The organism is Klebsiella sp. SYXHC3, from assembly GCF_057196925.1.
On record NZ_JBXUNG010000009.1, the window covers coordinates 22,901 to 37,043 of the forward strand.

A 14,143-nucleotide genomic window follows, 5' to 3' on the forward strand; every position below is an offset into this window, starting at 1 on the left:
ACCTGCTAATTTATAAATAATAGTGTGGGTAGGGTAGGTTAATCAGGGCCTGAATGTTCAGGCCCGTTAAATATTATTATTTAGCGACCATGATGCTGATGATTTCTTTATCGGTGAGGGCCATTGGTTTAATCACCAGGCGACACAGGTTATTAATAGTCTGCTCGACATCGGCGCAGACAATACCGTCATTGGCGCCAGCACAGCTATTTTGCATTGCCATCAGTACTGCCTTAAAGGCGCTGGATACCACAGATGAGACTTTCATCGCACAGCTATTAGAGGCGCCATCACAAATCATGCCGGTAATATCGCTGACCATATTAATAATCGCGGTGTTAATGGTGTTGATGTCGCGAGTAAATAGCCAGGCCATCCCGGCGGCGGCGCCCATGGCGGCGGTTGAGGCCGCGCATAGCGCAGATAAGCGCGTATAACGAGAATGAATTGAGATGGCGGTGAGATGAGATAGAGACAAAGCGCGCGCCAGGGTCTCTTCATCGGCGCCGAGATGCTCTGCAACCACCACTACCGGCATGGTTGCCGTAATGCCCTGATTGCCCGAACCAAAGTTAGACATCGCTACCACCGGCGCGCCGCCCATGCGGGCATCTGAAGCGGCGACGGTGTCGATGATCACCTTGCTTAACAGATCGTTGCTCATCAGGCCGTTTTTCACGGCGTCAGCAAAGGTACCGTTAATGTTCAGGCCATATTTTTTGGTTTTGCCTTCTGCCGCCAGCGCGGAGTTTAAGCGCGCGGCTTCGAGAATAAAGCGAATATCATTAAAGTCGGCGCTATTAATAAATTCGTAAGCCTGCTGTAGCGAAAATGTGGGCAACGTTTCGTGCTGGGCGCTCGCATTCTGTTTTGCGCTTAATGGCTGCTGCTGGCCATTAATATAAAGTTCGACCACGTTGGTGTGGGTTCCTTTCACCACGACGCGACAGTTATTCTCGCCAGCAGAGAGAGTTAAATCGAGATGAATAAAGTCCGGGGTCTCTTCGACAGCAATATCAACGGCATTATTGGCGATCAGCTTCTGCGCCATTTCGACGTGTAGCGGGGTGATATCTTCCAGCGTTTTTAATCCCTTTTGCGGGTTGCCGCCGAATGCGCCAATTGCGGCGGCCAGCGCTACACCGCAAACGGTGGTGCCGGGAATAGTCACGCCCATCGCGTTTTTATAGAGATTGGCGGAAATAAAACCGCTAATTCTGGTGCAAGGCTGATCCAGATATTGTGCGGCGTAGGCGGCAGTGAAGGAAATAGCGACGGGTTCAGTACAACCTAAAGCCGGGGCAACTTCTTGTTTGAGCCATTTTACGTACAGGGAAGCGTTATCGGTATTCATAATGATTTAATGTCCAAAATTAAATTTTATTCAGCTGCGATAATGCTAAGACAAAGGATGAGAAAAATCTTACCCTAATAGCCATATAAATAATGCGGATTAGAGAAAAATTTTATCTTGTGGCAGGTTTTAAGATATAACTGTTTCAAATGGTAAATGTTTTAAATTTCAGTTGGTTATTTGGTTTTATCCTAAGCGTAACGGATGATTTAGTTAACTTGCTCACAGCATTGTAGGAAGTAAAACTTTCTCTTAGTTGCATTTACCGCGTTGAAGGACCGATGCTGCTCGCAAAGCGAAGTAGATCTGGATCACACTTTTGCGCTATACAGATCAATAACGTTCATGCATTTGAGGTGTCACTATGCCGTCGGTATATCGTCCGCTGGTTAATTTTGTTGCGAAGGCCATGCAGGCCGTGCTCAACCTGGCGCTGCTGTGTCTGGGAATTATTCTGGTGGTGTTCCTGGGAAAGGAGACCCTGCATCTGGCGCACGTGCTGTTTACGCCGGAGCCGGTGAGTAAGTACAAGCTGGTCGAAGGGCTGGTGGTTTATTTTCTCTACTTCGAATTTATCGCGTTGATTGTGAAATACTTTGAGTCCGGTTTTCACTTCCCGCTGCGTTATTTCGTCTATATCGGCATTACGGCGATTGTTCGGCTTATTATCGTCGACCATGAGTCGCCGATGGCGGTGCTGATTTACTCTGCGGCGATCCTTATCCTGGTGATTACCCTGTGGTTGTGTAATTCCAACCGCCTGAAACGGGAATAAAAAAAGCGGCCTCCAGGGCCGCTTGACCGACAATCACAAATGAAATTTATGTAGGGTCCAGTAGAGGATTGCAGTGGCATTTGCCCTACTTTTTCAGGGAGAGGTGGGCTGCCGTACCCGGTTGGGGTCGTGTACCACATCCCACCCTCTCTGAAATTTGGGGCGATAAAACAAGGGTCTAACATGATGAAACTTAACCTTTCACCCCGCCCGCCGTCAGGCCGTTGACCAACCAACGCTGAGCCAGCAGGAAGACGACGGTAATCGGAATCGCCGACAGTACCGCCGCCGCGGCGAAGTCGCCCCACAGGTAGTTCTGCGGATTGAGATACTGCTGCATCCCCACCGCCAGGGTATAGCTGTTCACATCGCGTAGCAGCAACGAGGCCACCGGCACTTCGGTAATCGCGGCGATGAACGACAGAATAAACACGACCGCCAGAATCGGCACCGACAGCGGCAGCAGCACCAGGCGGAAGGCCTGCCACGGAGTGGCGCCATCCAGCGCGGCCGCTTCTTCCAGTGAACCATCGATAGTTTCGAAGTAGCCCTTAATCGTCCAGACGTGCAGCGCGATGCCGCCCATATAGGCGAAGATCACCCCGCCGTGAGTGTTGAGGCCGACGAAAGGCAGATACTGACCGAGGCGGTCGAACAACGCATACAGCGCCACCAACGACAGTACCGCCGGGAACATCTGGAAAATCAACATCCCTTTGAGCAACGTCGCTTTACCCGGGAAGCGCATACGGGCGAAAGCGTAAGCGCAGGTGGTGGAGAGGGCGACGATGCCGATCGCAGTAATCCCGGCCACCTTAATTGAGTTCCACAGCCACAGCAGGACCGGGAACGGCGGCGGCGTTACCCGGCCATCGGCGTGTTCGACGCTGAAGCCTAATGCCAGACGCCAGTGCTCCCAGGAGATGGTATCCGGGATCAGGCTGCCGGTCGCGAAGTTGCCTTCGCGCAGCGAGATAGCGATAACCATCAGCAGCGGGAACATAATCGCGGCGATAAAAATCAGCAGCAGGAGATGCGTGGTAAATAAACGTAGCTTCTGCGATTTGGGTTGGACCATAGCCATTATCGTTATCTCCTTTAATCAAACTTCATGCGCGTGGCTTTCAGATTCACAATCGCTAACGCCCCAACCAGCAGGAAGATAAGCGTGGCGATAGCCGCCGCCAGGCCGAAGTCCTGACCGCCGCCACCTTCAAAGGCGATGCGATAGGTGTAGCTCACCAGCAGGTCGGTATAACCGGCCGGCGTGGTGGTGCCGAGACGGTCCGGGCCACCGTTGGTTAACAGTTGAATCAGCACGAAGTTGTTAAAGTTAAAGGCGAAGCTGGCAATCATCAGCGGCGTGAGCGGCTTGATCAGCAGCGGTAGCGTAATTTTAAAGAAGTTCTGGAACGGCCCCGCGCCATCCATCGCCGACGCCTCGTACAGATCGTCCGGAATCGCCTTCAGCAGTCCCATGCACAGGATCATCATGTACGGGTAGCCCAGCCAGGTGTTGACGATGATGATCATCGTGCGCGCGGTGGTTGGGTCGCTAAACCAGGCCGGTTTAATGCCGAACAGCGCGCTCAGCATCATGTTGATTTCACCAAAGCTCTGGTTAAACAGCCCCTTGAAAATCAGTATTGAGATAAATGACGGCACCGCATACGGCAGAATCAACAGCACGCGGTAAATCGCTTTGCCCTTCAACGCTTCCCACTGCACCAGGCAGGCCAGCACCATTCCCACGGCGACGGTCAAAATCACCGTCAGCACCGAGAACACCACGGTCCAGACGAAAATGGCGAAGAACGGCTTCTGGATCCCTTCATCCTGGAAAACGCGGGTGAAGTTATCCCAGCCGATGGTGACGGTATAACCCGGGCTCAGCTTCTCATTGCCCCAGCTGCCGTCGGCATTCATGGATTGATAAAAGCCGATGTCGGCGTTGGGGCGATATTTCACGCCGCTTTGGTTGTTGGTGAGCGTGCCGTCGTTAGCCAGCGCGTACAGCGGCTGGGTGCCGGAGAACTGGCGCAGCGAACTCATAATCACTTTGCTTTCATCCGGCAGCACGGCGGTCAGTTGGTTCAGCGCGGCGCGGTTTTGGGTGATCACGCGTAAATTCGCGCGTTCGCCTTGCGGCAGGGCATCGGCTTCTTTTAACGCCAGCTTCTGCTCGCCGCCAAATTTAAAGGCTTCAGAGAGATAATTTTTACCGCTTTCACCGTCCGTCAGCGCCAGCTGCCACTCATCGCCTGCCGGGTAGAGTGAGAAGTTATAGGCTTTGCCGGCCTGGAAAGAACGATCCATCAGTACCTGTTGGGCGCGTTCGAAGGTGAGCTGGTTGGTGCTGCTGTAGTTGGTGAAGGCGATGGCAATGGTGCAGATCAGCGGGAACAGAACAAACAGCCCCATCCCGGCGAGACCCGGATAAACGTAACGCCAGGCATAGGCCTTGCGATTGGAAAAGATATACAGGCCAACTGAGCTTAAAATCAGCGTCATGATGGCGAACAGGTACTCCCCCTGGGCGTACATTAAAACAACAAGGTAACCCACCAGCAGGCACAGCAAACCAATCACAGACCATGTGAGTTGCGGGCTTTGCCACCAGTGTTTCTTTTTAACGGCATCCATGGGGATCATCCTCTACAACGTTAAATATCTGTCGACAAGAGTGCCTGATGGCGCTGTGCTTATCCGGCCTACAAAGCGTGTAGGCCGGATAAGGCATTTATGCCGCCATCCGGCACGTGTGCGACGGTATTACTTGGTGATACGGCCCTGTGCATCCTTCAGCGCGGCATCGACGGTCTGACGGCCGCTTGCGGCGTTGATAACCGCGGTACGGACGGCATACCAGAACGCCGACATCTGCGGGATGTTCGGCATGATTTCGCCTTTCTGGGCGTTAGCCATGGTGGCGGCTATACGCGGGTCTTTCTCCAGCTTCTCCTGGAAGGATTTCAGCGCCACGGCGCCCAGCGGTTTATCGTTGTTCACCGCTTCCAGGCCCGGATCGGTCATCAGGTAGTTTTCGAGGAACTCTTTCGCCAGTTCTTTATTCGGACTGGCGGCGTTAATCCCGGCGCTCAGTACGCCAACGAACGGTTTAGACGGTTTGCCTTTGAAGGTCGGCAGCAGAGTGACGCCGTAGTTAACCTTGCTCTTGTCGATGTTAGACCACGCCCACGGACCGTTGATGGTCATCGCGGTTTCGCCTTTGTTGAACGCCGCTTCCGCGATGGAGTAGTCGGTGTCGGCGTTCATGTGTTTATTTTTGATGAGGTCGACCAGGAAGGTCAGACCGGCTTTTGCCCCGGCGCTATCGACGCCGACGTTTTTCACGTCGTATTTGCCGTTTTCAAACTTAAACGCGTATCCACCATCGGCGGCGATCAGTGGCCAGGTGAAGTACGGTTCTTGCAGGTTGAACATCAGCGCGCTCTTGCCTTTCGCCTTCAGCGCTTTATCCAGCGCCGGGATCTCTTCCCAGGTTTTCGGCGGGTTCGGGACCAGGTCTTTGTTATAAATCAGCGACAAGGCTTCCACCGCTACCGGGTAAGCGATCAGCTTGCCGTTGTAACGTACGGCATCCCAGGTGAACGGATAGAGTTTGTCCTGGAACGCTTTATCCGGGGTGATTTCCGCCAGCAGACCGGACTGCGCGTAGCCGCCAAAGCGGTCATGCGCCCAGAAGATGATATCCGGGCCGTCGCCGGTCGCTGCAACCTGCGGGAACTTCTCTTCCAGCTTATCCGGATGTTCTACGGAAACTTTAATGCCGGTATCTTTCTCGAACTTTTTACCCACTTCAGCGAGGCCGTTATAGCCTTTATCGCCGTTAATCCAGATAACCAGCTTACCTTCTTCAATTTTTGCGAGGGCAGAGGCGGAAAACATCATCGTCGTCAATGCAGACAGCGCGAGGATGCGAGCGCCAGTTTTGATTTTCATATACCCGTCCTATTTGGTGATGTGCTCGTGGATACACTTGAGTGGTTTAACGCTGATGAGTTTCCTTTTTTAACAACCTCTTTCCATCCTCCCTATGTCTACGCCCCGCCCGCCGTTTATGTGATCCGTATTGCAGAAATGCCGGTAATGGGCCCTGGAGCACATAAAAAAGCCACCGTTTTTGTCGCTTCGATCACGAAATGACCTTTTGCCGGGAACTTCCGGCGGCGAGAGGCAATTTCTCATCCTCCCGTCTCCTCCCCCATCAAAAACCCGGGGGGTGGAGGATTTGCCAACGTAATGAATGCCGCATAGTCAGCCCATCTTGAATGTGTCTTTAAGTGACAGGTTGTAACGAAGGGAGAAGGGCATGGCGAGCGTACAGCTACGAAATGTAACGAAAGCCTGGGGCGACGTGGTGGTATCTAAAGATATCAATCTCGAGATCCAGGATGGGGAGTTCGTCGTGTTTGTAGGACCGTCGGGCTGCGGCAAATCCACCCTGCTGCGTATGATTGCCGGACTGGAAACGGTCACCAGCGGCGATCTGTTTATTGGCGATACCCGAATGAACGATGTGCCGCCCGCCGAGCGCGGCATCGGCATGGTATTCCAGTCTTATGCGCTCTATCCCCACCTTTCCGTTGCCGAAAATATGTCTTTTGGCCTGAAACTGGCCGGGGCGAAAAAAGAGGTGATTAACCAGCGCGTGACTCAGGTTGCAGAGGTGTTGCAGCTGGCGCACCTGCTGGAGCGTAAGCCGAAAGCGCTCTCCGGCGGCCAGCGTCAGCGCGTGGCCATCGGCCGTACCCTGGTCGCCGAGCCGCGGGTTTTTCTGCTTGATGAGCCCCTGTCCAACCTCGATGCCGCGCTGCGCGTGCAGATGCGTATCGAAATCTCCCGTCTGCATAAGCGCCTTGGTCGCACGATGATTTACGTCACCCACGATCAGGTGGAAGCCATGACCCTGGCCGACAAAATCGTCGTGCTGGATGCCGGCCGCGTCGCGCAGGTCGGGAAACCGCTGGAACTCTATCACTATCCGGCAGACCGCTTCGTCGCGGGCTTTATTGGCTCGCCGAAGATGAACTTCCTGCCGGTCAAAGTCACCGCGACCGCCATTGAACAGGTACAGGTCGAACTACCGAACCGCCAGCAGGTCTGGCTGCCGGTAGACAGCGCCCACGTTCAGGTCGGCGCCAATATGTCTTTGGGTATCCGCCCGGAACACCTGCTGCCGAGCGACATCGCCGATGTCACCCTTGAGGGCGAAGTGCAGGTGGTCGAACAGCTTGGTCACGAAACGCAAATTCATATCCAGATCCCCGCCATCCGTCAGAACCTGGTGTACCGCCAGAATGACGTGGTGTTGGTAGAAGAGGGAGCCACATTCGCCATCGGTTTGCCGCCGGAGCGCTGCCATTTATTCCGTGAGGATGGCACCGCTTGTCGTCGGTTGCATAAAGAGCCAGGCGTATAAGGTTCCCCATTAAAAGAAGACGCGAACCCAGCGCGCAGCCAACCATGCGGCGGCCGACGGGGAAGTGTTCAAAGAAAAGCAATGATCTCAGGAGATAGAATGATGATTACTCTGCGCAAACTTCCACTGGCGGTAGCCGTTGCGGCGGGCGTGATGTCTGCCCAGGCGCTGGCTGTCGATTTCCACGGCTACGCGCGTTCCGGTATTGGCTGGACCGGCAGCGGCGGCGAACAGCAGTGCTTCCAGGCCACTGGCGCTCAAAGTAAATACCGTCTCGGTAACGAATGTGAAACTTACGCTGAACTGAAACTGGGCCAGGAAGTGTGGAAAGAGGGCGATAAGAGCTTCTACTTCGATACCAACGTTGCCTACTCGGTATCGCAGCAGAACGACTGGGAATCTACCAGCCCGGCCTTCCGTGAAGTTAACGTGCAGGGTAAAAACCTGATCGACTGGCTGCCGGGTTCAACCCTGTGGGCCGGTAAGCGCTTCTATCAGCGTCATGACGTTCACATGATCGACTTCTACTACTGGGATATATCCGGTCCTGGCGCCGGTATCGAAAACATCGATCTGGGCTTCGGTAAACTCTCTCTGGCCGCCACTCGTTCTTCTGAATCCGGCGGCTCGGCAACCTATGCTGACCGCGATCCGCTGACTGGCGAACGCGTTTATGATCATCTGGTACCGAACGACGTCTTCGATGTGCGTTTAGCTCAGATGGAAACCAACCCAGGCGGTACGCTGGAGCTGGGCGTGGACTATGGTCACACCAACGTGCCGGATGACTACTACCTGCAGCCGGATGCATCAAAAGATGGCTGGATGTTCACCGCTGAACATACCCAGAGCATCCTGAAAGGCTACAACAAATTTGTTCTGCAGTACGCGACCGACGCCATGACCTCCAACGGCAAAGGCGTACCGCAGGGCGGCAGCATTAATAACGATGGTTCCATGTGGCGTGTGCTTGACCACGGCGCGGTCTCTCTGGCGGACGATTGGGACATGATGTACGTCGCCATGTACCAGGACGTCAACCTGGACAACAACAACGGTACCAAATGGTGGACCGTCGGCGTACGTCCTATGTACAAATGGACGCCGATCATGAGCACCCTGCTGGAAGTCGGCTACGACAACGTCAAATCGCAGAAAACCGGCGACAGCAACAACCAGTACAAAATCACCCTGGCGCAACAGTGGCAGGCGGGCGACAGCATCTGGTCCCGTCCGGCAATTCGTCTGTTCGCCACCTACGCGAAGTGGGATGAGAAGTGGGGTTACACCGATAGCGGCGTCGCCATGCGCGATACCTCTGGTACCGGTATCAACACTTCCAGCCGCGGCGACGACGATGAGTGGACCTTCGGCGCCCAGATGGAAATCTGGTGGTAATGCTATCCGCATCATGATGAGTAAAAGAGGGGCATCAGCCCCTCTGTTTTCGGCCCAGCGCGCTATTGCCTGGCTAACGCTCGGCCATAGGAATTGAGGTGATAACAATGAATATGAAGAAAAGTCTCGTTGCCCTCTGCCTGTCCGCCGGCCTGCTGGCCAGCGTACCCGCAGTCAGTTTTGCTGATGTCAATTTCGTGCCGCAGAATACCTCTGCCGCGCCGTCAATCCCGGCTTCCTCGCTGCAGCAGTTGACCTGGACGCCGGTCGATCAATCGAAAACCCAAACCTCTAAAGTGGCGATCGCCGGTCAAACGCTGAATGTCCCCGGTATCGCCGGGCCGGTGGTGGCCTATAGCGTACCGGCCAATATCGGCGAGTTAACCCTGACGCTGACCAGTGAAGTCGACAAACAGACTAGCGTCTACGCGCCAAATGTCCTGATCCTCGATCAGAGCATGACGCCGTCCGCCTTCTTCCCGAGCAGCTATTTCACTTATCTGGAGCCGGGCGTGATGAGCGCCGACCGCCTGGAAGGGGTAATGCGCCTGACGCCGGCGCTGGGACAGCAGAAAATTTATGTGCTGGTGTTTACCACTCCGCAGGATCTGCAGCAGACCACCAAATTAATCGACCCGGCGAAAGCCTACGCGAAAGGCACCGGTAACGCGGTGCCGGACATTCCGGATCCGATCGCTAAACATACCACTGACGGCACCTTGAGCCTGAAGGTGAAAACGTCTTCGAGTTCCAGCGTGCTGGTGGGCCCGCTGTTTGGCTCCTCTGGCCCGGGCCCGGTCACCGTTGGCAATACCGCCGCGCCGGTCTATAACGCCCCGGCCGCCGCGCCTGTTGTCGCACCGGTCGCTGCCGCCCCAGCAGCCAAAAGCGAACCGATGCTTGACGATACCGAAACCTACTTCAACAACGGTATTAAGCAGGCGGTGAAGCAAGGCGATATCGACAAAGCCCTGAAATTGATGAACGAAGCTGAACGCCTCGGCTCGAAATCTGCTCGTTCCACCTTTATCAGCAGTGTAAAAGGCAAGGGGTGACCGTCTCCCCACAATGCTGATGTTTAGGCACAGCCTTTAGGTGCGTCCGCCTGGACGCACTTTTTTTTCTCGCGCAGCGGCAACTGTTGCATGCCTGTTGCGCGGATGATCGTATATTGACGTTTGCCCGCCCTCAAAACGCTATTCTGCGATACAATGCCTGCACGTTTTGTACCGGAGAATCAGGCATGCCACATCCTGCGCTTACGCAACTGCGTGCGCTGCGCTATTTTGCCGCCATACCCGAGCTGGACGCGCCGCTGCGCGACTGGCTGTTGCTGGAAGACTCAATGACCAAACGCTTTGAGCAACAAGGGAAAAAGGTCACCGTGACCATGATTAACGAAGGTTTCGTCGGGCGCGACGCGCTGGCGGGCGAAGAAGCCCTGCTGCCGGAAGAGGCGCGGTATTGGCTGCGGGAGATCATTCTTTGCGCCGATGGCGAACCCTGGCTTGCCGGTCGTACTCTCGTGCCGGAATCGACGCTATGCGGCCCGGAATTAGCCCTGCAGCAGTTGGGGCAGACGCCGCTGGGTCGGTATCTGTTTACGTCGTCGACGTTAACCCGTGATTTTATTGAGATTGGCCGTAGTGCACAGCTGTGGGGGCGACGTTCCCGTCTCCGGCTGAGCGGCAAACCGCTGCTGCTGACAGAGCTTTTTCTGCCTGCATCGCCATTGTATTAAGAGGAAGAGAAAATGGAGTGGAGTCTGACGCAGAATAAGCTGTTGGCGTTTCACCGCCTGATGCGTACTGACAAACCAATCGGCGCGCTATTGCTGCTGTGGCCGACGCTGTGGGCGTTATGGGTGGCTTCACCCGGGGTACCGCCGCTGTGGATTCTGGCGGTATTTGTCGCTGGCGTCTGGTTGATGCGCGCCGCCGGCTGCGTCGTGAATGACTATGCCGACCGTAAATTTGATGGTCACGTTAAGCGTACGGCTCGCCGGCCGTTACCAAGCGGCGAGGTCACGGAAAAAGAAGCGCGCATATTATTCGCGGTGCTGGTGGGGCTCTCCTTCCTGTTGGTGCTGACGCTCAATACCATGACCATCCTGCTGTCGGTCGCGGCGCTGGCGCTGGCCTGGGTCTACCCCTTTATGAAGCGCTACACCCATCTGCCGCAGGTGGTGCTGGGCGCGGCCTTTGGTTGGTCGATCCCGATGGCGTTCTCGGCGGTAAGTGAAGCGCTGCCGCTCAGCTGCTGGCTGATGTTCCTCGCCAATATTCTGTGGGCGGTAGCCTACGACACCCAGTACGCGATGGTCGATCGCGACGATGATGTCAAAATCGGCATTAAGTCGACGGCGATTCTGTTCGGCGAAAACGATCGTTTGATTATCGGTATTCTGCAGGTTGCCGTGCTGGTATTGATGGGGGCTGTAGGCTGGCTGAATGGGCTGAACTGGGCGTTTTACTGGTCGCTGTTTATCGCGGCAGGACTGTTTGTCTGGCAGCAGAAACTTATCTTCAAGCGCGAACGCGATAACTGCTTCAAAGCGTTTATGAATAATAACTACGTTGGGCTGGTGCTGTTTCTCGGTCTGGCGATGAGTTACCTGCAGTAAATCCTTCTGTTCCCCGACTCGCGCCGCGAGCCGGGGAACAGAAGCCGCAACGTTATGCGTCGTCCTGAGCGGCGCTTTCAATCGTCAAACGTACATCCGACGTAATCAAATCCGCCAGCATCTGGTAGACCTTCAGGGTCTCTGCCGGCTCGGCATCGCCAGTATCGCTGATGTAGCCTTCGTCACGCAGGGTCAGCACGAGGGTACTGAACACCGCCTTATCGAAGAACTCCGGCGCATTGATACCATGCAGTACCGACAGACGCTGCGCCATGGTGCGGCTTTCTTTCTCCAGCGTACTGCGGTTGATGGACGGGTTGGCGCTCAGCAGCCAGAAGGTAATCGCGTAGCGCTGTAACGTCTCACGCGCGCCGGCGGCCAGCAGCTGCAGGGAACGAGAGTGAGCCGGATTGACGCTCATCTCATCGCCATTCAGCACCACCAGCCCCTGACGCTGCATCTCTGCCATCAGCGCATCGATAACGCCCGCCAGTTCTTCTTTTTCCCAGCGCAGGAACAGTTCGGCTTTCAGGAACGGATAGAACATCTCGACATGACGCAGCACTTCGCTACGGGAGATGCGGCGATGCTGGGTCACGATAGCGGCCAGCAGCGATGGCATCACCAGCATATGGGCGATGTTGTTGCGATAGTAGGTCATCAGCACCGCCTGCTCGCGCGGCAGGATGATGATATCGCCGATGGTGTCTTTCTCGACTTCGAACTTGTTCATCTGCAGCGCGTGGTCGATAAGCTCGCTGGCGGAAGCCGTCGGCGCGGTCGAATCGGTGGAGTACGGCACGTTACGCAGCAGGTCGAGGTAGCAATCCAACTGTTGGGTTAGTTGCTCACGGGTCAAAGAACGCTGACGTGACGCCAGAAGCGCCGTACAGCACAGGTTCATGGCGTTAGCTGCCCCGGCATTGTTGATGCGCACCATCAGGTCGGCGGCGATATTATTCACCGTCGGCGTCAGCCAGGAAGGGCGGACGGCTTCGATAGGATCGATGGCTTCGCGCCATTCCGGCACGTGCTGATTGAGATAGGTCATCAGCGGCAGCGGTTCACCGAAGTTAACGTAGCCCTGGCCAAGATTACGCAGCTTACTGAGACCGCGCATCATCTGCGGCAGGCTCTCTTTTTCTTTTGTCGCGCCGCGCAGCTCTTTGGCGTAGGTACCCACTTCCATCACGTGCTCGTAGCCGATATAAATCGGCACCAGCGTGATGGGGCGGCTACCGCCGCGCAGCATCGCCTGGATAGTCATCGACAGGGTGCCGGTTTTCGGATCCAGCAGACGGCCGGTACGGGAACGCCCGCCTTCGACAAAGTATTCCACCGAATAACCACGGCTGAACAGCTCGCCAAGATATTCGCGGAATACCGTGGAGTAGAGCTTGTTGCCCTTAAAAGTACGACGAATAAAGAAAGCGCCCAGGCGGCGGAAAATCGGCCCAGCCGGCCAGAAGTTGAGGTTTATGCCTGCAGCGATATGCGGCGGCACCAGACCCTGATGATAGAGCACATAGGAGAGCAGCAGGTAGTCCATGTGACTACGGTGACAAGGCACATAGACAATCTCATGGCCGTCATGCGCCAGCTGGCGTACGCGCTCGGCATTGTGCACGTTAATCCCCTGGTACAGACGGTTCCAGGTAAAGCCCAGAATACGGTCAGTCAGGCGGATCATTTCATAAGAGAAGTTAGCGGCAATCTCTTCCATCAGCGCGATGGCGTTCTGCTGGGCCTTCTCGTGAGAAATCTTCTTGCTGCGCGCTTCATCTTCTACCGCGCGGGCGATAGCTTTCGACGCCAGCAGCTTGTTGAAGAGATCCTGGCGGGCAGGGAGGCGCGGGCCGACGGCGGCCAGACGTTGACGGGCGAAGTGCATACGCGCCACGCGGGCCAGCTTCTGGGCGATGATTTTATCGGTACCGTGCTCATCCGCCATGCGGCGCAGAGAGACCGACGGCGAGAAACGCACGAAGCTATCGCGGCCAAGCCAGGAGACGGCGAAGAATTTCTGAATACCGTTAAGCATCCGCAGCGGCGGATTCTCTTCGCCTTTTTCACGACCCGGCGCGCGGCCGAACATGACCGACACCGGTACCATTTGCACGTCGAGGTCGGGATGGTTACGGTGCAGATCCAGGTAGTCGTGGAACAGCTTGATGGACTCTTCTTTCGGCGTGTAGTAGGTAAACACGCGCGGGCCGCCGTGGATGAAAACGTAGCGCGGCAGCAGTGTGCCGTCGATTTCCAGCGGTTCAAAAGGGTCGGGTAAATCATGCGCCAGGCACTGGGCGCGCAGGGTCAGCAGGTCCGCCTTGGAGTTATAAGGCAAGACGTACATTATCGGACGCGAGGTATCGAGCCCTAATTCCTGAGCAGGTTCTGCCGGAATAGACTTGCTTTTTACCAGCACCCGTAATGGTAAATTCAGTAATTTATAGTAAATTCGTTGCCAGCCGGACATAAACGATGTGAAGCCTCTGGTTAATCATGCAAATGCGCGGCAAGAATAACAGAAAGCGTACAAAATTTCCGTTG

11 protein-coding genes are annotated in these 14,143 nt (G+C 55.4%); 6 read left to right on the forward strand and 5 right to left on the reverse strand.

Features of this window, described 5'->3' with window-relative positions:
* Window positions 1-76: 76 nt before the first annotated feature.
* Window positions 77-1,354, reverse strand: coding sequence for an L-cysteine desulfidase family protein (locus AC2CGP_RS19325; protein WP_045367746.1), 1,278 nt, complete (start codon window positions 1,352-1,354; stop codon window positions 77-79).
* 364 nt (window positions 1,355-1,718) lie between these two features.
* Here AC2CGP_RS19325 and psiE point away from each other — a divergent pair, with 364 nt between their 5' ends.
* Window positions 1,719-2,129, forward strand: coding sequence for a phosphate-starvation-inducible protein PsiE (gene psiE / locus AC2CGP_RS19330; protein ID WP_015368775.1), 411 nt, complete (start codon window positions 1,719-1,721; stop codon window positions 2,127-2,129).
* A gap of 193 nt (window positions 2,130-2,322) precedes the next feature.
* Here psiE and malG read toward each other — a convergent pair whose 3' ends face one another.
* The 3 genes from malG to malE form a co-directional block, all read right to left on the reverse strand.
* Window positions 2,323-3,213, reverse strand: a complete 891-nt coding sequence (malG, locus tag AC2CGP_RS19335; RefSeq protein WP_015368774.1) for a maltose ABC transporter permease MalG — start codon at window positions 3,211-3,213, stop codon at window positions 2,323-2,325.
* Window positions 3,214-3,227: 14 nt separating this feature from the next.
* A complete protein-coding gene (gene malF / locus AC2CGP_RS19340) occupies window positions 3,228-4,772 on the reverse strand; it encodes a maltose ABC transporter permease MalF (protein WP_213760070.1) in 1,545 nt (514 codons plus the stop codon).
* A gap of 129 nt (window positions 4,773-4,901) precedes the next feature.
* Window positions 4,902-6,092: a maltose/maltodextrin ABC transporter substrate-binding protein MalE gene (gene malE / locus AC2CGP_RS19345; RefSeq protein ID WP_015368772.1), complete on the reverse strand. Its 1,191-nt coding sequence runs from the start codon at window positions 6,090-6,092 to the stop codon at window positions 4,902-4,904.
* Window positions 6,093-6,462: 370 nt separating this feature from the next.
* Here malE and malK point away from each other — a divergent pair, with 370 nt between their 5' ends.
* The 5 genes from malK to ubiA all read left to right on the forward strand — a co-directional run bounded on the left by malK (window position 6,463) and on the right by ubiA (window position 11,593).
* Window positions 6,463-7,572 (forward strand): maltose/maltodextrin ABC transporter ATP-binding protein MalK, encoded by a 1,110-nt coding sequence (malK, locus tag AC2CGP_RS19350; RefSeq protein ID WP_015368770.1) that lies wholly within the window; start codon window positions 6,463-6,465, stop codon window positions 7,570-7,572.
* Between the two features lie 99 nt (window positions 7,573-7,671).
* Window positions 7,672-8,970, forward strand: a complete 1,299-nt coding sequence (locus tag AC2CGP_RS19355; protein WP_015704036.1) for a maltoporin — start codon at window positions 7,672-7,674, stop codon at window positions 8,968-8,970.
* Between the two features lie 107 nt (window positions 8,971-9,077).
* Complete coding sequence (gene malM / locus AC2CGP_RS19360; RefSeq protein WP_032709602.1) at window positions 9,078-10,025, forward strand: maltose operon protein MalM; 948 nt, start codon at window positions 9,078-9,080, stop codon at window positions 10,023-10,025.
* A gap of 188 nt (window positions 10,026-10,213) precedes the next feature.
* Window positions 10,214-10,711, forward strand: coding sequence for a chorismate lyase (gene ubiC, locus AC2CGP_RS19365; RefSeq protein ID WP_015704038.1), 498 nt, complete (start codon window positions 10,214-10,216; stop codon window positions 10,709-10,711).
* A 12-nt stretch (window positions 10,712-10,723) separates the two neighbouring features.
* Window positions 10,724-11,593, forward strand: a complete 870-nt coding sequence (gene ubiA, locus AC2CGP_RS19370) for a 4-hydroxybenzoate octaprenyltransferase (RefSeq protein WP_015368766.1) — start codon at window positions 10,724-10,726, stop codon at window positions 11,591-11,593.
* Window positions 11,594-11,645: 52 nt separating this feature from the next.
* Here the strand turns inward: ubiA and plsB are convergent, their stop codons facing one another.
* The gene (gene plsB / locus AC2CGP_RS19375) at window positions 11,646-14,069 is read right to left on the reverse strand and encodes a glycerol-3-phosphate 1-O-acyltransferase PlsB (RefSeq protein WP_015368765.1); all 2,424 of its coding nucleotides are present in this window, start codon (window positions 14,067-14,069) and stop codon (window positions 11,646-11,648) included.
* Window positions 14,070-14,143: the final 74 nt, after the last annotated feature.

Bases quoted from the DNA above. Each gene is read 5' to 3' on its own strand.
- AC2CGP_RS19325 (WP_045367746.1), bottom strand. From the start codon at position 1,354: ATGAATACCGATAACGCTTCCCTGTACGTAAAATGGCTCAAACAAGAA.
- psiE (WP_015368775.1), top strand. From the start codon at position 1,719: ATGCCGTCGGTATATCGTCCGCTGGTTAATTTTGTTGCGAAGGCCATG.
- malG (WP_015368774.1), bottom strand. From the start codon at position 3,213: ATGGCTATGGTCCAACCCAAATCGCAGAAGCTACGTTTATTTACCACG.
- malF (WP_213760070.1), bottom strand. From the start codon at position 4,772: ATGGATGCCGTTAAAAAGAAACACTGGTGGCAAAGCCCGCAACTCACA.
- malE (WP_015368772.1), bottom strand. From the start codon at position 6,092: ATGAAAATCAAAACTGGCGCTCGCATCCTCGCGCTGTCTGCATTGACG.
- malK (WP_015368770.1), top strand. From the start codon at position 6,463: ATGGCGAGCGTACAGCTACGAAATGTAACGAAAGCCTGGGGCGACGTG.
- AC2CGP_RS19355 (WP_015704036.1), top strand. From the start codon at position 7,672: ATGATGATTACTCTGCGCAAACTTCCACTGGCGGTAGCCGTTGCGGCG.
- malM (WP_032709602.1), top strand. From the start codon at position 9,078: ATGAATATGAAGAAAAGTCTCGTTGCCCTCTGCCTGTCCGCCGGCCTG.
- ubiC (WP_015704038.1), top strand. From the start codon at position 10,214: ATGCCACATCCTGCGCTTACGCAACTGCGTGCGCTGCGCTATTTTGCC.
- ubiA (WP_015368766.1), top strand. From the start codon at position 10,724: ATGGAGTGGAGTCTGACGCAGAATAAGCTGTTGGCGTTTCACCGCCTG.
- plsB (WP_015368765.1), bottom strand. From the start codon at position 14,069: ATGTCCGGCTGGCAACGAATTTACTATAAATTACTGAATTTACCATTA.